The organism is Hongsoonwoonella zoysiae, assembly GCF_013266695.1.
Classification (GTDB): Bacteria; Pseudomonadota; Alphaproteobacteria; order Rhizobiales; family Stappiaceae; genus Hongsoonwoonella; species Hongsoonwoonella zoysiae.
The window spans coordinates 61698-80945 of sequence record NZ_JABRXF010000003.1 but is presented as its reverse complement, the minus strand read 5'-3'; the positions used below and the strand labels follow the sequence as shown (position 1 = coordinate 80945).

The 19248-nt window shown below is 63.3% G+C and carries 18 protein-coding genes; 15 read left to right on the top strand and 3 right to left on the bottom strand.

Annotated features, from left to right (window positions below; genetic code table 11):
• Positions 1-17: 17 nt before the first annotated feature.
• The 3 genes from HPQ64_RS16790 to HPQ64_RS16780 all read left to right on the top strand — a co-directional run bounded on the left by HPQ64_RS16790 (position 18) and on the right by HPQ64_RS16780 (position 3232).
• Entirely contained in the window at positions 18-1427 is a 1410-nt protein-coding gene (locus tag HPQ64_RS16790; RefSeq protein ID WP_210260348.1) for an adenylate/guanylate cyclase domain-containing protein, read from the top strand.
• Between the two features lie 133 nt (positions 1428-1560).
• The gene (locus HPQ64_RS16785; RefSeq protein ID WP_172889715.1) at positions 1561-2328 is read left to right on the top strand and encodes a 3-hydroxyacyl-CoA dehydrogenase; all 768 of its coding nucleotides are present in this window, start codon (positions 1561-1563) and stop codon (positions 2326-2328) included.
• A 193-nt stretch (positions 2329-2521) separates the two neighbouring features.
• Entirely contained in the window at positions 2522-3232 is a 711-nt protein-coding gene (locus HPQ64_RS16780; RefSeq protein WP_172889714.1) for a DUF1194 domain-containing protein, read from the top strand.
• A 17-nt stretch (positions 3233-3249) separates the two neighbouring features.
• Here the strand turns inward: HPQ64_RS16780 and HPQ64_RS16775 are convergent, their stop codons facing one another.
• Positions 3250-3732: a hypothetical protein gene (locus HPQ64_RS16775; RefSeq protein WP_172889713.1), complete on the bottom strand. Its 483-nt coding sequence runs from the start codon at positions 3730-3732 to the stop codon at positions 3250-3252.
• Here HPQ64_RS16775 and HPQ64_RS16770 point away from each other — a divergent pair.
• The 7 genes from HPQ64_RS16770 to ilvD all read left to right on the top strand — a co-directional run bounded on the left by HPQ64_RS16770 (position 3722) and on the right by ilvD (position 10888).
• On the top strand, positions 3722-3934 hold the full coding sequence (locus tag HPQ64_RS16770; protein WP_172889712.1) for a hypothetical protein: 213 nt from the start codon (positions 3722-3724) through the stop codon (positions 3932-3934). The two genes, HPQ64_RS16775 and HPQ64_RS16770, sit on opposite strands and share 11 nt — an antisense overlap.
• 140 nt (positions 3935-4074) lie before the next feature.
• A complete protein-coding gene (locus HPQ64_RS16765) occupies positions 4075-5235 on the top strand; it encodes an ABC transporter substrate-binding protein (RefSeq protein ID WP_172889711.1) in 1161 nt (386 codons plus the stop codon).
• A 111-nt stretch (positions 5236-5346) separates the two neighbouring features.
• The gene (locus HPQ64_RS16760) at positions 5347-6264 is read left to right on the top strand and encodes a branched-chain amino acid ABC transporter permease (protein WP_172890383.1); all 918 of its coding nucleotides are present in this window, start codon (positions 5347-5349) and stop codon (positions 6262-6264) included.
• A 1-nt stretch (position 6265) separates the two neighbouring features.
• Positions 6266-7246: a branched-chain amino acid ABC transporter permease gene (locus HPQ64_RS16755; protein ID WP_172889710.1), complete on the top strand. Its 981-nt coding sequence runs from the start codon at positions 6266-6268 to the stop codon at positions 7244-7246.
• A complete protein-coding gene (locus HPQ64_RS16750; protein ID WP_172889709.1) occupies positions 7239-7991 on the top strand; it encodes an ABC transporter ATP-binding protein in 753 nt (250 codons plus the stop codon). Before HPQ64_RS16755 ends, HPQ64_RS16750 begins: the two co-directional genes overlap by 8 nt.
• Entirely contained in the window at positions 7988-8698 is a 711-nt protein-coding gene (locus tag HPQ64_RS16745) for an ABC transporter ATP-binding protein (RefSeq protein ID WP_172889708.1), read from the top strand. Before HPQ64_RS16750 ends, HPQ64_RS16745 begins: the two co-directional genes overlap by 4 nt.
• A 348-nt stretch (positions 8699-9046) precedes the next feature.
• Complete coding sequence (ilvD, locus tag HPQ64_RS16740; RefSeq protein ID WP_172889707.1) at positions 9047-10888, top strand: dihydroxy-acid dehydratase; 1842 nt, start codon at positions 9047-9049, stop codon at positions 10886-10888.
• A 125-nt stretch (positions 10889-11013) separates the two neighbouring features.
• Here the strand turns inward: ilvD and HPQ64_RS16735 are convergent, their stop codons facing one another.
• Both HPQ64_RS16735 and HPQ64_RS16730 read right to left on the bottom strand, forming a co-directional pair.
• Positions 11014-11496, bottom strand: a complete 483-nt coding sequence (locus HPQ64_RS16735; RefSeq protein WP_172889706.1) for a DUF1203 domain-containing protein — start codon at positions 11494-11496, stop codon at positions 11014-11016.
• Positions 11497-11653: 157 nt separating this feature from the next.
• Positions 11654-13993 carry a bifunctional salicylyl-CoA 5-hydroxylase/oxidoreductase gene (locus HPQ64_RS16730; RefSeq protein WP_172889705.1) on the bottom strand — a complete coding sequence of 780 codons (2340 nt, stop codon included), beginning with the start codon at positions 13991-13993 and terminating at the stop codon, positions 11654-11656.
• A 121-nt stretch (positions 13994-14114) separates the two neighbouring features.
• Between HPQ64_RS16730 and HPQ64_RS16725 the strand changes: the two genes are divergently transcribed.
• The 5 genes from HPQ64_RS16725 (at position 14115) to HPQ64_RS16705 (ending at position 19199) form a co-directional block, all read left to right on the top strand.
• Positions 14115-14885, top strand: coding sequence for an SDR family NAD(P)-dependent oxidoreductase (locus tag HPQ64_RS16725; RefSeq protein ID WP_172889704.1), 771 nt, complete (start codon positions 14115-14117; stop codon positions 14883-14885).
• 16 nt (positions 14886-14901) lie between these two features.
• Positions 14902-15435 carry a MarR family winged helix-turn-helix transcriptional regulator gene (locus tag HPQ64_RS16720; RefSeq protein WP_172889703.1) on the top strand — a complete coding sequence of 178 codons (534 nt, stop codon included), beginning with the start codon at positions 14902-14904 and terminating at the stop codon, positions 15433-15435.
• Positions 15432-16292, top strand: coding sequence for an enoyl-CoA hydratase family protein (locus tag HPQ64_RS16715; RefSeq protein ID WP_172889702.1), 861 nt, complete (start codon positions 15432-15434; stop codon positions 16290-16292). Before HPQ64_RS16720 ends, HPQ64_RS16715 begins: the two co-directional genes overlap by 4 nt.
• Before the next feature lies 1 nt (position 16293).
• Complete coding sequence (locus HPQ64_RS16710) at positions 16294-17493, top strand: acyl-CoA dehydrogenase family protein (protein WP_172889701.1); 1200 nt, start codon at positions 16294-16296, stop codon at positions 17491-17493.
• Positions 17494-17558: 65 nt separating this feature from the next.
• Positions 17559-19199: a benzoate-CoA ligase family protein gene (locus tag HPQ64_RS16705; protein WP_246270773.1), complete on the top strand. Its 1641-nt coding sequence runs from the start codon at positions 17559-17561 to the stop codon at positions 19197-19199.
• Positions 19200-19248 lie beyond the last annotated feature (49 nt).

Sequence of the window (19248 nt, the reverse complement as noted above, 5' to 3'; positions counted from 1 at the left end):
GGGAGGCTTGCTCTGACATGGCCGAAATTGACGGCGGCATGAAATCGATCGCAAAAACGGATGAAAATCCGTCCGAAAGCGCATTGGCCCGCACCTTGCGCTATATCCTGCGAGGCGGGCCGACGGACGACGGCATTCCGGCGCGCGTGCGTGCGGAAATCGCGCAGCGCGAGGCGGCGGCGGAACGGCTGATCGGCTGGGTGCAGCTCGGAATCGTCGTCTTTTTCGCAACGCTTTATTCCATCGCGCCCAAGGCCGAGGGGGGCTCCGGCTTCAATTTCGTGCCCATCGCGCTCGCCGCCTATTTCCTGTTTACGGTGCTGCGGCTTGGGCTTTCCTACCGGATGGTGTTGCCCGAGTGGTATCTCGTTACCTCGATCGTCGTCGATATCGTGCTTTTGTGCGGTCTCATCTTTTCGTTTCACATTCAGTATGCCCAGCATCCGGCGTTCTACCTCAAGGCGCCGACGCTGATGTATGTTTTCATCTTCATTTCGTTGAGGGCGCTGCGTTTCGACCCGAGGTTCGTTCTGACGACGGGCGCCATCGCCGTCATGGGCTGGCTTATGCTGGTGACATATGCTGTCGTCGGTGAAATGGGCGGCATGCACATCACCCGAAACTACGTGGAATACCTTACGTCGAATGCGATACTGATCGGCGCGGAACTGGACAAAACGATTATTATTCTGGGCGTGACGGCGATCCTGTCTTTCGCGCTCTACCGGGGGCGGCAGATGCTGTTCGATTCCATCCGCGACCATGCCGCGGCGGAGGATCTGCGGCGTTTTTTCGCGCCCGAGGTTGCCCGCTCCATCACCGATTCCGACCGGATGCCCAAGGCGGGCGAGGGCGAGATGCGCAATGCCGCGATCCTGATCGTGGATGTACGCTCCTTCACCCAGACGGCGGAAACCCTGCCGCCGCAGGTGGTTATGGAAACACTGGCGAAATACCAGGAAGCCGTGCTGCCCGTGATCCAGGGACACAACGGACGGGTCGACAAGTTTCTGGGCGACGGCATTCTGGCGACCTTCGGCGCGGTGCAGAAAAGCGAGCGATATGCGGCGGATGCGCTGAACGCCGCGCGCGACGCGGTTGCAGCGGTCGATGCGCTGGAGGAGGAGTTCAGGGCGCTGGGCTGGCCGGGCGAATTGAAGGTGGGGGCGGCGGTCGCCTCGGGCTCGGTGACCGTCGGCGTTGTCGGGGCCAAGGACCGGCTGGAATTCACCGTCATCGGCAACCCGGTCAATCTGGCATCCAAGCTTGAGGATGCCAACAAGGCTCAGAACACGCGCGTTCTGACCGACGAGGAAACCTATCGCGCCGCCCTTGCCCAAGGGTTCGCGAACGGCGACCTGCCGGTGCGGCGAAACGAAAGCGTGACGGGATTGAACCACACGGTCGATCTTGTCGCGGTCGCGTGACGGAAAATGTAGTGTTTGCGGATTATCCGTCGCCTGTCCGTTCGGCGGGCTTGTGACGTGGCGAAGGCGAGATTAGCTTCGGCGCAGACAAACTGGTTCGCAGTGGCGACCTGAATTACCGGAGGAAACTTCCATGAAACTTGGCGCGGATATCGCCGCCGTCGTCACGGGCGGATCGTCGGGGCTGGGCGAGGCGACTGCCCGCCGGCTTGCCGGTGAAGGCGTGAAGGTCACGATTTTCGACATGAACGTGGAAAAGGGCGAGGCGGTTGCCAGGGATATCGGCGGGCTCTTCGTCGCCGTGGACGTGACCAGCGAAGACAGCGTGGTCTCGGGTTTCAAGGCGGCGCGCGATCATTTCGGCCCTGAGCGGATTCTCGTAAATTGCGCCGGCATCGCGCCTGTCGCCAAGACCACGTCGCGCGGTGAGCCGCACCCGATGGATATGTTCGAAAAGGTGATCGCCGTCAATCTGGTAGGTTCCTTCCGCTGCATCGCGCATTCCTCGACGTCGATGGCAACGCTCGATCCTGTCACGGATGACGGAGAACGCGGCGTGATCGTTTCGACCGCATCGGTCGCGGCATTCGACGGTCAGATCGGCCAGGTTGCTTACGCTGCGTCCAAGGGTGGTGTCGCGGCAATGACCCTGCCTGTGGCGCGCGATCTTTCGAAATCCGGTATCCGTGTGATGACGATCGCGCCGGGCACTTTCGAAACGCCGATGCTGATGGCGCTGTCGCAGGAAGTGAGGGATTCGCTCGGCCAGCAGGTGCCGTTCCCCTCGCGCCTTGGAAAGCCCGACGAATATGCGCAGCTTGTCCAGTCGATCTGCGAGAACCCGATGCTGAACGGCGAAACCATTCGCCTTGACGGTGCGATCCGCATGGCGCCGCGGTAATCGCGAAACGCAGGATCCGCTATCCCAAAGCCCCGCCTTTTCGGTGGGGCTTTTTGCGTCGAGGAGAATTCCAGAGGGGTGAAAATGGGTGCCATCGGCGGCCAACCAGGCGACTTTCGATGCCTTCGCCGTGGATTGATTTGATTTTTGCGCTTCGCGCCCGATCATAAGAAGCCTGACGGAGGAGAGGTGTATGGCGCGGGGCGGAAAATTCCGAAAAGGTGTTGCGGGCGGACTTGTTCTCGCGAGCGCGCTTGGCGCGGGCGCGGCGTTATCCCCGGCAAGCGCATGCCAGCTTGCGCTGGTACTCGCGATCGACGTGTCGTCGAGCGTCGACATGGAGGAATACCAGCTCCAGGCGAGGGGGCTTGCCCGGGCGCTTGCCGACGATGAGGTGAAGGACGCGATCCTTTCGTCGGGCGGGATCTGGCTCTCCAGTTTCGAATGGAGCGGGCGGCACAAGCATGTGGTCCAGGTCGACTGGGTGTATCTGGACGATCGCGCGCTGATTGACGAAACGGCCGCCCGGCTTGCGAATTCCCAGCGTGCCTCAACCGAATTTCCGACCGCGCTCGGCTATGCGCTGGGCTATGCCTCGGTTCACCTGAAGAAGGTTCCGGAGCCGTGCTTCCGAAAGGTCGTGGACGTTTCCGGAGACGGGGTAAACAACGACGGCTTCGGGCCGGACAAGGCCTATAATGCTTTCGACTTCAACGGCGTAACGGTGAACGGGCTGGTGGTGAAGGGCGCGGACCCGGACCCCGAGGACTATTACAGGCGCGAGGTGCGGCGTGGGCCGGGGGCGTTCGTCGAGGTTGCCAGGGGATACGGCGACTACACGAATGCGATGAAGCGGAAATTGCTGCGAGAGATCAACGGCGGAGCCTTCGCCGACCTGCGCTGAGGAAAAGCCAAGGCTTTTCAGCGGCAGCCGTTCAAGCGTGAGCCTGTGGAGTAGAGCCCGCTACGGTCTCGTGAGCGCGCGCCTTCGATCACGCGCGTGGTGGAAGAGCAGTCTGCGGCCCCCGAGGGGGCGGGCAGGGGCGTGCCGGCAAGGCATGCCTCGTAAGCGATGTCGAAGAGAGCCTGCCAGTCGGTGGGATCGACCCGGCCGAGCGCATCGAGAACGCCAAGTGCCGCACCCGCCCTTGCACCGCGCCTCGCGCCACGCTGGCTCCAGCCGTCAGGACCGGGGCGACGGCCCGTAAACCCGCCGACGACCGCACCGTCGATGCCGCCGGCGATCGCGCCTTGCGACAGGTCGGCCCCGGCGGCTGCGTAACGATCGGCATAGTCTGCCGCCTGAACGTCGCACGCGCCGGGCTCCGGGCCGGAGTCTGCATGAGAGGGCGAGATGCCTGTGAGGTCCGCGAGGCCCGAACCGCCCGCAAGGATGATCGCCACCGTCAAAATTTCCAAGGTGCGGCGCATGTCGCGCTCCCGATTCGCCGGATCGAAAGGACAAGCAGCAAAACCGGCGCGCTTCGTCCGTTCAAGACGCCGCTTACCCGGCGCTCGTGAAACCAACATCGCATCAAATGATTACCAGCCCATCAAACCGGAGGACGCGGCAGGCTTTTACGTTCAAAAACGGCAGGCGGCGTGATTTACTCGGGCTACCCGCAGGCGGGGGCTTCACAGAGGAAATATTTTAGGCTTAAACTATTTCCGGCCGACATCGGTGAAGCGCGCCGGAAACCGGCTGCGGGCGCAGGGAAAATGCGCTCATAGAGGGGAGTGACAAAAATGAAGAAGATACTGACGGCGGCGGTGACGGCTGCCGCGCTGGGACTTTCGGGCGTGGCCGCCCAGGCGGAGAGCCTGAAGATCGGCTTCCTTGCCACACTGTCCGGTCCGCCGGCGGCGCTTGGCGAGCATATGCGCGATGGCTTCCTGCTCGGCGTCAAGGAAGCGGGCGGCAAGCTTGGCGGGCTCGACACCGAGGTGGTGATCGTCGACGACGAACTGAAGCCCGATGTGGCGCGCACGAAGGTGCAAGGCCTGCTTGAGCGCGACAATGTCGACATCGTGGCCGGCGTCGTCTTTTCCAACGTGATGATGGCGATCTACAAGCCGGTGATCGAATCCGAGACGATCCTGATCAGCGGTAACGCCGGTCCGTCGCCGATCGCGGGCAAGGCCTGCTCGCCCTACTTCTTCTCAACCTCCTGGCAGAACGACCAGAACCACGAGGTGATGGGCGAATATGCCAAGGACCAGGGCTATGGCCGGGTGATCCTGATGGCGCCGAACTACCAGGCGGGCAAGGATTCCATCGCCGGTTTCAAGCGCCACTACGACGGCGAGGTGGTGGACGAGATCTACACCAAGCTCGGCCAGCTTGATTTTTCCGCCGAAATCGCAAGGATTGCGGACGCGAAGCCCGATGCCATCTTCACCTTCATGCCGGGCGGCATGGGAGTGAACCTCGTCAAGCAGTACGCGCAGGCCGGGCTGAAAGACTCCATCCCCTTCCTTTCCGCCTTCACCGTGGACGAGACGACGCTGCCGGCGACGCAGGACCAGGCGGTTGGCCTCAAGTCCGGCTCGCAGTGGGCATCGACGCTGGACAACGAGGCGAACAAGCACTTCGTCGCGGCCTTCGAGAAGGAATACGGCTATGCGCCCTCGCTCTACGCCTCGCAAGGGTATGATGCGGCACGCCTCATAGACGGCGCGCTGAAGAAAGCCGGCGGCAAGGACAAGGAAGCCCTGATGGCCGCCCTTGCCGAAGCCCCGTTCGACAGCGTGCGCGGCGACTTCAAGTTCAACACCAACCACTTCCCCATCCAGGACTTCTACGTGGTGGAAGGTGCCAAGCGCGACGACGGGAAATATATCGTCAACATCGTCGAGAAGGTCTTCGACGATCAGGGCGACGCCTACGCGGCCGATTGCCCGATGTAAGCAGACGAGAAGCGCGGGCCGGAGGTGCAGCCTCCGGCCCGACTTTTTATTTTGATCAGCGGCGGAGTTCTGCCGCGTGAGATACCTACCCAAGAGGCGAGCCCCGTGAGCATGACCCTGCTCGCCGTTCAGACGCTGAACGGCCTCCAGCTCGGCATTTTGCTGTTCCTGATCGCCGCCGGACTGACGCTGGTCTTCGGCGTCATGGATTTCATCAATCTTGCCCACGGCGTGCAATACATGCTGGGCGCCTATCTGGCGGTCGCGGGATATGGGCTCACCGGCTCGTTCTGGCTTGCCATGTTGCTTGCCCTTGCCGGATCGCTGATCATCGGCCTTATTCTGGAAGTCTTGGTGTTCCGCCATCTTTACGACCGGAGCCACCTCGACCAGGTGCTCGCCACCTTCGGCGTGATCCTGTTTTTGAACGAGAGTGTGAAGGTGGTCTGGGGCTCGTCGCCGCTGACGCTGCCGGTGCCGGAAATCCTCGACGGCTCGATCCCGATCAGCGATGGGCTGCTCTATCCGGTCTTCCGCATCGCTCTCATCGTCTCAGGCCTTGCTGTCGCGGCGCTGCTCTACGTGCTCGTGAGCTGGACGCGCGTCGGCATGCTGGTGCGGGCGGGTGCGACGAACGCGCAGATGGTTTCCGCCCTTGGCGTCAACATCCGCAGGCTTTTCATGTTCGTCTTCGGCTTCGGCGCGATGCTGGCCGGTTTCGCCGGTATCATGGCGGCTCCCATTCTGGCCGTTGAGCCGGGCATGGGCGACAACCTTCTGATCCTCGCCTTCGTCGTCATCGTGATCGGCGGCATCGGCTCGATCCGCGGCGCGTTCATGGCCGCGCTCATCGTCGGTCTCGTCGACACCATCGGGCGCTCGCTTGCGACAGACATCGCGCGACTGCTTTTGCCGCCCGCCGCCGCCAATGACGCGGGACCCGCGGTCGCCTCCATGCTGATCTATATCCTTATGGCTGGCGTTCTCTTCTTCAGGCCAAGCGGCCTCTTCCCGGCGAGGGCGGGCTGAGATGTCAGTAGCAGCAACCGACAAGCCCGCCGTGGCGACGCCAATCTTCCGCGCGCGCGTTCTGCCGGCGATCATCCTCGCCGGTTTCGCCCTGCTGCCGCCTCTGGCCATGGCGCTGGACGACAGTTTCCTCGTCTTCTTCGCGATCCGAGTGATGATCTTCGCGATTGCCGCCGTCAGCCTCGCGCTGATCCTCGGCTTCGGCGCGATGGTGAGCTTCGGCCACGCGGCCTATATCGGGCTCGGCGCCTATTGCGTCGGCATCCTCGCCGAACACGGCATCTGGGAATTCTACATAAGCTTGCCCGTGACGCTGCTCGTTTGCGGGCTCTTTGCAGCCGTCACCGGCGCGATCAGCCTGAAGACGCGCGGCGTCTATTTCATCATGATCACGCTTGCCTTCGGGCAGATGGCGTTTTTCACCGCGACCTCGCTTTCCGCCTATGGCGGCGACGACGGGCTGACGATCTGGGGGCGCACGGAAGTGTTCGGATCGAGCGTGCTTTCAGACCGCACGACCTTCTACTACGTGGTGTTCGCTTTGCTCGCCGGTGCGTGGTGGCTTTGCGCCACGCTCGTCAATTCGCGCTTCGGGCGGGTGCTGCAGGGCGCGCGCCAGAGCGAGATGCGGCTGCAGGCGATCGGCATCGAGCCTTACTATTATCGCCTCGTCGCCTTCGTGATCGCAGGCATGCTGGCGGGCATTTCCGGGGCGCTTCTGGCCAATTCCGCCGAATTCGTTTCGCCCGCATACATGACGTGGCACCGCTCGGGCGAGTTGATCTTCATGGTGGTGCTGGGCGGGCTCGGCTCTTTCGCGGGTGCGGTGCTGGGGGCGACAGGCTACCTGGTGCTGGAAGAGGTGTTGTCGCACATCACCGAGCACTGGCGCCTCATCTTCGGTCCGTTCCTGATCCTCGTCGTTCTGTTCGCGCGCGGCGGGCTGATGGGCCTCATTCCGGGAGGCAAGCGTCATGACTGAACCTATCCTGACGCTTGACGGGCTTGAAAAGAACTTCGGCGCCCTGCGGGTGACCGACAAGGTCTCGCTCGACGTGCTGCCAGGCGAGATCCACGCGATCATCGGGCCGAACGGTGCGGGAAAGACGACGCTGATCGGCCAGATTTCCGGCTCGCTTCGCCCGGACAAGGGGCGGATCGTCTTTTTAGGGACCGACGTCACGCATCTGCCGATGGACAAGCGCGCCAAAGCGGGCCTTGCCCGCTCATTCCAGATCACGACGATCCTGCCCGAGTTCACCGCGCGCGAGAATGTCGCGCTCGCCATACAGGCGCGGCAGGGACATTCGTTCCATTTCCTGAAGAATGTCTCCAGAGACGAGGCGCTGAACGCCGAAGCGGGGCGGTATCTCACCGACCTTGGCCTCGGCAACCGGGCCGACGTTCACGCGGGGGCGCTGTCGCATGGCGAAAAACGGTCTCTCGAAATCGCCATTGCTCTTGCCAGTGAGCCGAAGCTTCTGCTCCTTGACGAGCCTATGGCAGGCACCGGGCGCGAGGAGACCGACCGGCTGGTCGACATCCTGAACAGGCTGAAGGGCCGTTACGCGATGATGCTTGTCGAGCACGACATGAGCGCGGTTTTCGCGCTGGCCGACCGGATATCCGTGCTCGTCTATGGTGCCGTTGTGGCGACGGGAACGCCGGAAGAAATCCGCAACGACCCGAAGGTGCGCGAAGCCTATCTCGGTGAGGAGGCGGCATGAGCGCGCTTCTGGAAGTTTCCGGCCTTGAAGCAGGCTACGGCGAGGCGCAGGTGCTTTACGGCATGCGCTTTGCGGTCGGCGAGGGCGAGGTCGTCACGCTCATGGGCCGCAATGGCATGGGCAAGACGACGACGATCCGCACTATCATGGGGCTTTTGAAGCTTGCAGGCGGCAAGGTGGTGTTCTCCGGCGAGGACCTGACCAACGCACCGCCCTACAGGATCGCGCAGGCAGGCATCGGGCTGGTGCCCGAGGGGAGGCAGATTTTCCCGACCTTGAGCGTGGAGGAAAACCTGATCGCCACCAGCGCCAACCGGCGGGGTGCTGCGCCGGGCTGGACGCTGGAGCGGGTCTACGAGTTCTTTCCAAGGTTGAAGGAGCGGCGGAAAAACCTCGGCAACCAGCTTTCAGGCGGCGAGCAGCAGATGCTCGCCATCGGCCGGGCGCTGATGACCAATCCGAAACTTCTGATCCTGGACGAGGCGACGGAGGGGCTCGCCCCGCTGATCCGCGCCGAAATCTGGGCCTGCCTCGACCGGCTGAAGGGGGAGGGACAGTCGATCCTCGTCATCGACAAGAACATCGACGCGCTGGAGACGCTGGCCAACCGCCACGTGGTGGTGGAGAAGGGGCAGGTGGTGTGGACCGGCGACACGGATGCTCTCAAGGCCGACCGGGGCGTGCTGGAGAAATACTTGAGCGTTTGAGGGGAGTGACGGCCGAGGGTGTGGCGATGCTTCTCGGTTCGTCATCGCCGGGCGAAGACCCGGCGACCCATAGCAAGGTTGCAGCAGGCAGAGAGTGTGAATGGGTGCCCGGGTCAAGCCCGGGCATGACGACGGAGAGGTGCTGGGTGGGGTGACGTTCTTCGTAAAGCTGCGCTTTTCAGCCTGCCTTGCCCGCCTTCGCAGGGATGACAGAAGGTCAATACAGCCCCGGCGAACCGTTTAGGCCTTTTCCGCCCTTTCGCGCGCGCTAAAAAACTGACAAAACACCGGGTCACGAAGGCCGGTGTTATTTCAGCCGGTCCGCCGAGAAAATACCGAGGTTTCGACATGCCCCCTTATCGCTCCAGAACCACCACCCATGGCCGTAACATGGCCGGTGCGCGCGGACTATGGCGCGCGACGGGCGTGAAGGACGGCGATTTCGGCAAGCCGATCATCGCCGTGGTGAACTCCTTCACCCAGTTCGTGCCGGGGCATGTGCACCTCAAGGACCTCGGCCAGATGGTCGCGCGCGAGATCGAGGCGGCGGGCGGCATCGCCAAGGAATTCAACACCATCGCGGTGGACGACGGCATCGCCATGGGCCACGACGGCATGCTCTATTCGCTGCCCTCGCGCGAGATCATCGCCGACAGCGTGGAATATATGGTCAACGCCCATTGCGCCGACGCGATGGTGTGCATTTCCAACTGCGACAAGATCACGCCCGGCATGCTGATGGCCGCGATGCGGCTCAACATTCCGGTCGTCTTCGTTTCCGGCGGGCCGATGGAAGCGGGCAAGGTGAAGCTTGCCGGCAAGGAAAAGGCTCTTGATCTGGTAGACGCCATGGTGGCGGCCGCCGACGACAGCGTTTCCGACGAGGACGTGCAGGCGATCGAGCGTTCGGCCTGTCCGACCTGCGGATCCTGCTCCGGCATGTTCACGGCGAACTCCATGAACTGCCTGACCGAGGCGCTGGGCCTTGCGCTGCCCGGCAACGGATCGACGCTTGCGACCCACGCCGACCGCAAGCGGCTCTTCATCGAGGCGGGGCACCTGATCGTCGATCTCGCCAAGCGCTACTATGAGCAAGACGACGAGAGCGTGCTGCCGCGGTCGATCGCCAACCGGCAGGCGTTCGCGAACGCCATGACGCTCGATATCGCCATGGGCGGCTCGACCAACACGGTGCTGCATCTTCTCGCCGCAGCCCAGGAAGGCGAGATCGATTTCGATATGTCGGATATCGACAAGCTGTCGCGCAACGTGCCGGTGCTCTGCAAGGTGGCGCCTTCGGTTGCGAACGTGCACATGGAAGACGTGCACCGTGCCGGCGGCATCATGGGCATCCTGGGCGAGCTTGACCGCGCCGGGCTGATCGACACGTCGCTGCCGACCGTTCATTCGGAGACCATGAGCGACGCGCTCGACCGCTGGGACATCAAGCGCACGAATTCCGATACGGCGATCAACTTCTACCGGGCCGGGCCGGGCGGTATCCCGACGCAGGTCGCCTTCTCGCAGGATTGCCGTTACGACAGCGTGGACGACGACCGCGAGAAGGGCGTCATCCGCTCCAAGGAACACGCCTTCAGCCAGGACGGCGGGCTTGCCGTTCTTTACGGCAATATCGCCGAGGAAGGCTGCATCGTTAAGACGGCGGGCGTCGACGACTCGATCCTGAAGTTCACGGGCAAGGCGAAGGTGTTCGAAAGCCAGGATTCAGCCGTGCGCGGCATCCTCGGCAACCAGGTCGAGGCCGGCGACGTGGTGGTGATCCGCTACGAAGGCCCGCGCGGCGGGCCGGGCATGCAGGAAATGCTCTATCCCACAAGCTATCTGAAATCGAAGAAGCTGGGCGCGGCCTGCGCGCTCGTCACCGACGGGCGGTTTTCGGGCGGCACCTCGGGGCTATCCATCGGCCACGCTTCGCCGGAAGCGGCCGAAGGCGGGGCGATCGGCCTTGTCGAGGAAGGCGACACCATCGAGATCGATATCCCGAACCGGACAATCAACCTCGCCGTCTCAGACGAAGAGATGGCAAAGCGCCGCGCGGCGATGGAGGCGAAGGGCGATCAGGCCTGGAAGCCGACGGAGCAGCGCACCCGCAAGGTGACGGCGGCGCTCAAGGCCTACGCCAAGCTGACGACGTCGGCCGCCAAGGGCGCTGTCCGCAAGGTGGATTGAGGGAAGGGCATTTCGCGTGTCATTCCCCGTCTCCACGGGGACAAGCCCCGCGTAGGCGGGAATCTCGGAGTGCGTTGAGGGAGATCCCCGCTTTCGCGGGGATGACAAGGCAAGGCGAGGGCGGGTCAGTTCACCTCATCCCGCTCTATCCGCGCTTGATAGCAGTTGTTGGATGCCGAGCGCAGGTGGACATAGGCGATCTCTGGCTTTGCCAGCAGTTCCGCCGCGTATTTGGAGACGTCTCCCGTCGGCACGATCTTGCCGGTGCCATAGACGATGCGGTTGTCGGCACCGTAGCCGCGAACGTTCAGATGCTCCCAGCCAAGGAACATCTCCGGCGTTTCTTCCGCGTCCGGATGGCGTTCGCAGTCCTCCGCGCAAAGGAAGATCGGCCCGACCTCGGCGTAGGGCTGAGCCTCGTCGAAGGGACGATGCGAGAGAATGAGGAACGGCGCACCTTCCGGGATGAATTTAAGGCAGTGCCGGCAGGGGTTGCCGCCGCCGTCGGAAATATGGCGCTCGGGGGCGTGTCCATTCGCGTCCTTGCCGCCATTACGATAGTGGCGGGCGATCTCGGTCGGCAGGGCCTGAAAGCGGATTTTTGGCATGGGGGTCTCCTCCGTTTTTCGATGGAGACAGCCGAATAGCGGTGCGGGTGGGCCGGCGCGACCCGATTTGCGAGCGGGGGCTTGAGGCGTCCTCCCTGTGGGAGCCCGGGTCAAGCCCGGGCATGACGATAGACAGGTTACGGCGTCTGGCGGCGGATCACTCCGCGGCTTCGCGCATGGCCGGATTGTGGGTCTTGGGCTTGGCCTTCAGCTTCAGTTCGATTAGTTCCTCCCGGTTGCGCTCGGCGTTCCTCAAAAGCTGCGCCTTGCCGGGTTCGTATTGAACCGGGGCGAAGATATCGCCGACGCCATATTCACCCGCCGCACGCAGCGTGAAGGAGGGGTCCGCCAGATGCGGGCGACCAAGGGCGATAAGGTCCGCACGGCCGGCGGCCAGGATCGTGTTCGCCTGATCGGCAGACGTGATCGCGCCGACCGCCATGGTGGCGAGCCCGCCCTCGTTGCGGATCTGGTCGGCATAAGGCGTCTGGAACATGCGCCCGTAAACGGGAGCGCTTTCCGGCGCCGTCTGGCCGGTGGAACAATCGACGAGATCGGCGCCTGCGTCGGCGAAGGCTTGCGCTATCTTCACGGCGTCATCGCCGGTTATTCCGCCCTCGATCCAGTCGGTCGCGGAAATGCGGACCGACATCGGCTTGTCATCCGGCCAGACTTCGCGCAGCGCCTTGAAGACTTCAAGCGGATAGCGAAGGCGGTTTTCGATCGGCCCGCCGTATTCATCCGTGCGCTGGTTGGTGACGGGCGAGAGGAAGCTTGCCAGCAGATAGCCGTGGGCCGAGTGCAGCTCCAGCATGTCGAAACCGCAGGCGATGCCGCGTTTGGCGGCGGCGACGAATTCGCCCTTCACCCGGTCCATATCCTCGCGCGTCATCTCGCGCGGGACCTGGCTTTCGGGATAATAGGGGAGCGCCGAGGCGGAGATGATCGGCCAGGCTTCGTCCTGCGGCAAAGGCTGGTCCATGCCTTCCCACATGAGCTTCGAGGCGCCTTTGCGGCCCGCGTGGCCGAGCTGGAGGCAGATCTTCGCTTTTGAATTTTCATGAACGAAATCGACGATCCGCGTCCAGGCGGCCTGTTGCTCGTCGTTCCAAAGGCCGGTGCAGCCGTGGGTGATGCGGGCATCCGGCGCAACGCAGGTCATTTCCGTGAAGACAATGCCGGCACCGCCGACGGCGCGCGCGCCGTAATGCACGAAGTGAAAGTCGGTCGGCAGGCCTTCCCTTGCGGAATACATACACATGGGTGAGACGACGAAGCGGTTTTCAAGCGTCATTCCGCGCATTTTGAACGGCTGGAAGGCGGGTGGTGCGGGGTTTTCGACATCAACGTCAAAGCCCTGGGCACGCACGGACTTCGCGAAGACCTGGCTTGCCTCTTTCACGAACTCAGGCGCGCGAAGCTGAAGGTTGTCATAGGTGATCGCCTTGGAGCGCGTCATCACGCCGAAGGAGAAGGTGACCGGATCCATCGGCCAGTAGCGCTTTACATGCTCGAACCAGACGAGCGAAACATCCGCCGCGTGCTGGGTTTTTTCCACGTCCTCGCGCCGCGTCGCCTCGAAATCGGCAAGAGCGGCGTCGACCGTGTCCTTGCGGCGGAAGCTTTCGTAAAGGGCGATGGCGTCCTCCATCGCAAGCTTCGTGCCCGAGCCGATGGAGAAATGCGCCGTCGACTTCGCGTCGCCAAGCAAAACGACGTTGTCCATTGTCCAGCGCTTGTTGCGGATCATCGGGAACTGGCGCCAGAGAGAGCGGTTGATCATCAGCGGATGACCGTCGAGTTCCTCGGCGAAAACCCCTTCGAGGAAACGGGCCGATTCTTCCTCCGACATGTCGCCCAGCCCCGCCTTGTCGAAGGTTTCGGGATCGGTCTCCAGCACCCAGGTCGAGAGGCCAGGCTCGTACTGGTAGGTGTGGGCGATGAAAATGCCGTGCTCGGTTTCCTTGAAGTAGAACGTGAAGGCGTCGAGCGGCTTGGTGGAACCCATCCAGGTGAACTTGTTCGGGCGAAGGTCGACCTGCGGCTGGAAATGGTCGCGATTCTGCTCGCGCACGAAGGAATTGATGCCGTCTGCGGCGACGACGAGATCGGCGCCCGCCAGTTCGTCGAGGCTTTTTATCTCGGTTTCAAAGTCCATCTCGATGCCGAGCTCCCGGGCGCGGTCCTGCAGGAGAAGCAGAAGCGTGCGCCGCGAGCAGCCGCAAAAGCCGTTGCCGCCGATTCGATGCAGCGAGCCCTTGAAGTGGATTTCTATATCGTCCCAGTAGGCGAAGTTTTCCGTGATCGCCCGGTAGCTCGGAAGATCATACGCCTCGAACGTATCGAGCGTCTGGTCGGAAAAGACCACGCCGAAGCCGAAGGTGTCATCCGGACGGTTGCGCTCGATCACCCGGATTTGGGCGTTCGGCCGCTGTTTCTTCATGAGAATGGCGAAATAGAGCCCCGCCGGTCCGCCCCCGATCACTTCGATCCGCATCGGCCTTACCTCCTGCCTGTTCCGGTCCGGCGGTCCGTTCCGCCGGTCCCGGTATGCTTGCGTCCTTCTGCGAGATATTTTAAGCTTAAAATAATTCGTGACGCAACGGTGGGAAAAACACGTGGCCGCTCTACCCCTTCACGGACATCATGCGCTGGTTACCGGCGGATCGCGCGGGATCGGCGTTTCAATCGCCAAACGGCTGGTCGCGGAAGGCGCGATTGTGACGATCCTCGGCCGCAGCACGACACGGCTGGCGCAGGTCTCGCACGAGATCGGCGCACATGGCTTCGTCTCCGCCGACGTGACCGACCGCGATGCGTTTCGCGCCGCCATTTCCGAGGCCGAAGATGTGCATGGGGGGATCGCGATCCTCATCAACAACGCGGGCGCGGCAGAAAGCGCGCCTTTCCTGAAGGCGCCGCCGGAGCTTTTCCAACGGATGCTCAGCGTAAACCTGGAAAGCGTGGTGACGGCATCCCAGGCGGTACTGCCCGGCATGATCGCCGAAGGCTACGGGCGGATCGTCAACATCGCCTCCACGGCGGGGCTGAAAGGATACCGCTACGTGTCGGCCTATGTGGCGGCGAAGCATGCGGTCGTCGGGCTGACGCGCGCGCTCGCGCTCGAGACCGCCGACAAGGGGGTGACGGTGAACGCTATCTGCCCCGGTTTCGCCGATACCGACCTGCTCAGGGCAAGCGTTCAGCGCATCGTGGAAAAGACGGGCCGCGACGAGGCGGAGGTGATTTCGGAAATGGTGCGCGACAACCCGCAAAAACGGCTGATCGAACCGGACGAAATCGCCGACACGGTCGCGTGGCTGGCAGGTGAAAGCGCGCGAAGCGTCACCGGCCAATCGATCGCGATTGCCGGCGGCGAAGTGATGTGAGCGGGGCGAGGTGAGAATGAGCGAACGGGATGTGGCCGAAGCAATCGCAATCGACGCGGAAACGCGCACCCACGGCCATGGCGACCACAAGGACGAACTGAGGCTGTGGCTGAGGCTCTTGACCTGCACGAACCTGATTGAAGCCGAAATCCGCTCACGCCTGCGCGAGCGCTTCAACGTCACGCTGCCGCGCTTCGACCTGATGGCGCAGCTTGAAAAGGCACCCGACGGCATGACGCTCGGCGAGCTTTCGCGGCGGATGATGGTTTCCGCCGGAAACGTCACCGGGCTTGTCGACCGGCTGGTCCAGGACGGGCTTCTGGAACGCCACGCAGCACCCGCCGACCGGCGTTCGTCCCTCGTCAAGCTGACGGCGAAGGGGCACGAAAGCTTCGCCACAATGGCGGATGCGCATGGCGACTGGATCGGCGACTTCTTCGATCAACTGAATGACGGCGACATGGGCGAACTCATGCGCCTGCTCGGGCGCACGAAGGCATCCGTGCGCCGGGCGATGGAACAAGGCGAAGAGCAAGGAAACAAGGAATGAGCGAGACGGCAGGCCCTTCAGGCGCCCAGGAAAGCTACGACATCACGCTGCCGGTCAAAAACTACACGCCGCGCCATTTCCTGCTGGAGGTGAAGGGCAAGACGGCGACCGTGACGCTGAACCGGCCGGAACGCAAGAACCCGCTGACGTTCTCCTCCTACGCCGAATTGCGCGACCTCTTCCGCGCGCTGCAGTTCGACGAGGAGGTGAAGACCATCGTGATTACCGGATCGGGCGGCAATTTCTGCTCCGGCGGCGATGTTTTTGAGATCATAGAGCCGCTGCTTTCGCGCGACATGCCGGGCCTGCTGCAGTTCACCAGGATGACCGGCGACCTGGTCAAGGCGATGCGCGCCTGCCCGCAACCGATCATTGCCGCCGTCGAGGGCGTGTGCGTGGGCGCGGGCGCGATCATAGCCATGGCGTCCGACATGCGCATCGGCACGGCGAACGCCAAGGTGGCCTTCCTCTTCAACAAGGTGGGCCTTGCCGGATGCGACATGGGCGCCTGCGCGATCCTGCCCCGGATCATCGGCCAGGGGCGCGCGTCGGAGCTGCTTTATACGGGCCGAGTGATGAAGGGCGAGGAGGCGGAACGCTGGGGCTTCTTCAACCGGCTTGCCGAGCCGGACGCCGTGCTGGCGGAAGCGACAAAGCTGGCCGAGGAGCTTTCGGCGGGACCCACCTTCGGCAACGCCATGACCAAGCGCATGATGCATATGGAATGGGACATGTCGGTCGACCAGGCCATCGAGGCCGAAGCGCTGGCGCAGGCCGTCTGCATGAAGACGGAGGATTACCGCCGCGCCTTCGAGGCCTTCGCCAACAAGCAGACGCCGGTCTTCGAGGGGAACTGAGATGATCGACAAGAGCTTCCTCGACTGGCCGTTTTTCGAGGAGCGCCACCGGGTGCTGGCGGCGGCGGTCGAACTATGGGCGCGCGAGAACGTCGGCGGGCTTGTCAGCCACCACGATATCGACGGGAGTTGCCGAAGGCTCGTGGAGGCGATGGGGCAGACGGGGATCCTGAAACATGCGATTCCCGCAGCTTATGGCGGAGAGAGCGAAACGCTCGACGTGCGTTCGCTCTGTATCGTGCGCGAGACGCTTGCCCGCTTCGACGGGCTTGCCGATTTCGCCTTCGCCATGCAGGGCCTCGGCACGGGATCGATCTCGCTCTACGGCTCGGACGAGGTGAAGGCGCATTACCTGCCGCCGGTGGGGCGGGGCGAGAAGATCGCCGCCTTCGCGCTGTCGGAACCGGAAGCGGGATCGGATGTCGCAGCCCTTGCGACGACAGCGGAGCCGGATGGGCCCGGCCATGTCGTCATCAACGGCGAGAAGACCTGGATCTCGAATGGCGGCATTGCCGATCACTACGTCGTCTTCGCGCGAACGGGGGAGGCGCCGGGCGCGCGCGGGCTCACCGCTTTCATCGTCGATGCCGATACGCCGGGCCTGACCGTGAAGGAGCGGATCGAAACGATAGCTCCGCATCCGCTGGCGACGCTTTCCTTCAAGAACGTTCGCGTGCCGGTTTCCCATCGGCTCGGCAATCCGGGCGAGGGCTTCAAGGTGGCGATGGCCACGCTCGACATCTTCCGCTCGACGGTGGGGGCGGCAGCGCTCGGCTTTGCGCGCGCTGCCCTTGACGAGACGATCTGCCACACGATGACGCGCAAGCTTTTCGGCGCGCCGCTTTCCGATCTGCAGATGACGCAAGGAACACTCGCTGACATGGTGGCGAAGGTGGATGCGGCGTCCCTGCTCGTCTACCGCGCGGCCTGGACGAAGGACCAGGGAGCGGAGCGGGTCACGCGCGAGGCAGCGCTCGCCAAGCTGGTCGCGACCGAGAACGCGCAAGAGGTGATCGACAGCGCGGTGCAGCTTCACGGCGGCAAGGGGGTGACCATCGGCTCCAAACCCGAAGCGCTCTACCGCGAGATCAGGGCGCTTCGGATCTACGAGGGCGCATCGGAAATCCAGAAAGTGGTGATCGCGCGACAGGCGGTCGCCGACCATGCGGCGAGAAAAGCGAAAAAAGCCGCCGCGAAATGAGTAGCCGGGCAATCCGTCCTCCCGAACCCGGATGCCCGCATGGAGAACGATCGAGGGGATCAACGATGGCGAAAACAGCGCATGTGGATACATTCGCAGCCGACAACCTGCCGCCGAAGGAGCAATGGCCGGAGTTCATCAACCTCGACCGGCTGGGTTATCCCGAGCGGCTGAACTGCGCCGTCGAACTTGTCGACCGAAACATCAAACAGGGGCGCGGTGGCAAATATGCGGTGATCTCCAGGGACGTGCGCTGGACCTATACGGAGCTTGCGCACACGATCAACCGCATCGCCCATGTTCTGACCGGCGACTATGGGCTGAAGCCCGGCAACCGGGTGCTGCTTCGTTTTCCCAATTCGCCGATGATGGTGGCCGTCTATTTCGCGGTGCTGAAGGCGGGCGGCATCGTGGTCGCGACCATGCCGCTCCTGCGCGCCAAGGAACTGACGGTGATCGCGCGAAAGGCCGAGATCGAACTGGCCGTGTGCGACCACCGCCTTGCCGACGACATGGAAAAGACGCTTGCCCAGTCCGACTGCCTCAAGACGGTGATCTATTCGGCAAGCGGCGAGCCGGATTCGCTTGAAGCGCAGATGGCCGAAAAGCCTGCGGAATTCGAAGCCTGCGACACGGCGGCGGATGATGTCTGCCTGCTCGGTTTCACGTCCGGCACGACCGGAGAACCGAAGGCGACCATGCATTTCCACCGCGACATGATGGCGATCTGCGATTGCTATTCCAGGGAAGTGCTGAAACCCCAGCCAAGCGACGTCTTCATCGGCTCGCCGCCGCTCGCCTTCACCTTCGGCCTCGGCGGGCTGGTGCTCTTCCCCTTCCGCGCGGGAGCGACGGCAGTGTTGCTCGAACGGGCCGGACCGGACGACCTTATCGAGGCGATCCCCTTCTTCAAGCCCTCGGTGGTTTTCACGGCGCCGACAGCCTACCGCGCGATGCTGCAAAAGCTCGACGGCGTGGATATCGCGTCGCTGAGGAAATGCGTTTCCGCCGGGGAGCCGCTGCCCAAGCCGACATTTGAGGAATGGAAGCAGGCGACGGGCATATCGATCATGGACGGGATCGGCGCGACCGAATTGCTGCATATCTTCATCGCCGCCCGGGAAGAGGAAATCCGCCCCGGCGCGACCGGCAGGCCGGTGCCCGGATACGAGGCGAAGGTGATCGACGAAAACGGCAATGAAGTGCCGGATGGCACGCCGGGCCGTCTTGCCGTGCGCGGGCCGACGGGCTGCCGCTATCTGGCGGACGAGCGGCAGAAGAAATACGTCGAAAGTGGCTGGAACATCACCGGCGACACATACATCCGCGACGAGGACGGCTACTTCTGGTATCAGGCGCGCTCCGACGACATGATCATCTCGTCGGGCTACAACATCGCGGGTCCCGAGGTGGAAAGCGCGCTTTTGACCCACCCGGCGGTGGCGGAATGCGGCGTCGTCGGCAAGCCCGATCCCGATCGCGGGCAGATCGTGAAGGCCTATGTGGTGCTCAAGGAGGGCCGCACGGGCGATGCCGCGCTCGTCAAGGAACTGCAGGAATTCGCCAAGGCGGAGCTTGCGCCCTACAAGTACCCGCGCGCGGTGGAATTCGTCGACCGGCTTCCGCGCACCGAAACAGGCAAGCTGCAGCGATTCGCGCTTCGCACGATCGCGGCGGATGAGGCGGGCGACCGCGCCGCATCCTGACGCTGCATTTTACGAAATACGGATGTTTTGAAGGGAGTGACCGCCTTGA

Coding starts and splice junctions, on each gene's coding strand:
- HPQ64_RS16790 (WP_210260348.1), top strand. CDS start 18: ATGGCCGAAATTGACGGCGGCATGAAATCGATCGCAAAAACGGATGAA.
- HPQ64_RS16785 (WP_172889715.1), top strand. CDS start 1,561: ATGAAACTTGGCGCGGATATCGCCGCCGTCGTCACGGGCGGATCGTCG.
- HPQ64_RS16780 (WP_172889714.1), top strand. CDS start 2,522: ATGGCGCGGGGCGGAAAATTCCGAAAAGGTGTTGCGGGCGGACTTGTT.
- HPQ64_RS16770 (WP_172889712.1), top strand. CDS start 3,722: ATGATCGCCACCGTCAAAATTTCCAAGGTGCGGCGCATGTCGCGCTCC.
- HPQ64_RS16765 (WP_172889711.1), top strand. CDS start 4,075: ATGAAGAAGATACTGACGGCGGCGGTGACGGCTGCCGCGCTGGGACTT.
- HPQ64_RS16760 (WP_172890383.1), top strand. CDS start 5,347: ATGACCCTGCTCGCCGTTCAGACGCTGAACGGCCTCCAGCTCGGCATT.
- HPQ64_RS16755 (WP_172889710.1), top strand. CDS start 6,266: ATGTCAGTAGCAGCAACCGACAAGCCCGCCGTGGCGACGCCAATCTTC.
- HPQ64_RS16750 (WP_172889709.1), top strand. CDS start 7,239: ATGACTGAACCTATCCTGACGCTTGACGGGCTTGAAAAGAACTTCGGC.
- HPQ64_RS16745 (WP_172889708.1), top strand. CDS start 7,988: ATGAGCGCGCTTCTGGAAGTTTCCGGCCTTGAAGCAGGCTACGGCGAG.
- ilvD (WP_172889707.1), top strand. CDS start 9,047: ATGCCCCCTTATCGCTCCAGAACCACCACCCATGGCCGTAACATGGCC.
- HPQ64_RS16735 (WP_172889706.1), bottom strand. CDS start 11,496: ATGCCAAAAATCCGCTTTCAGGCCCTGCCGACCGAGATCGCCCGCCAC.
- HPQ64_RS16730 (WP_172889705.1), bottom strand. CDS start 13,993: ATGCGGATCGAAGTGATCGGGGGCGGACCGGCGGGGCTCTATTTCGCC.
- HPQ64_RS16720 (WP_172889703.1), top strand. CDS start 14,902: ATGAGCGAACGGGATGTGGCCGAAGCAATCGCAATCGACGCGGAAACG.
- HPQ64_RS16715 (WP_172889702.1), top strand. CDS start 15,432: ATGAGCGAGACGGCAGGCCCTTCAGGCGCCCAGGAAAGCTACGACATC.
- HPQ64_RS16710 (WP_172889701.1), top strand. CDS start 16,294: ATGATCGACAAGAGCTTCCTCGACTGGCCGTTTTTCGAGGAGCGCCAC.
- HPQ64_RS16705 (WP_246270773.1), top strand. CDS start 17,559: ATGGCGAAAACAGCGCATGTGGATACATTCGCAGCCGACAACCTGCCG.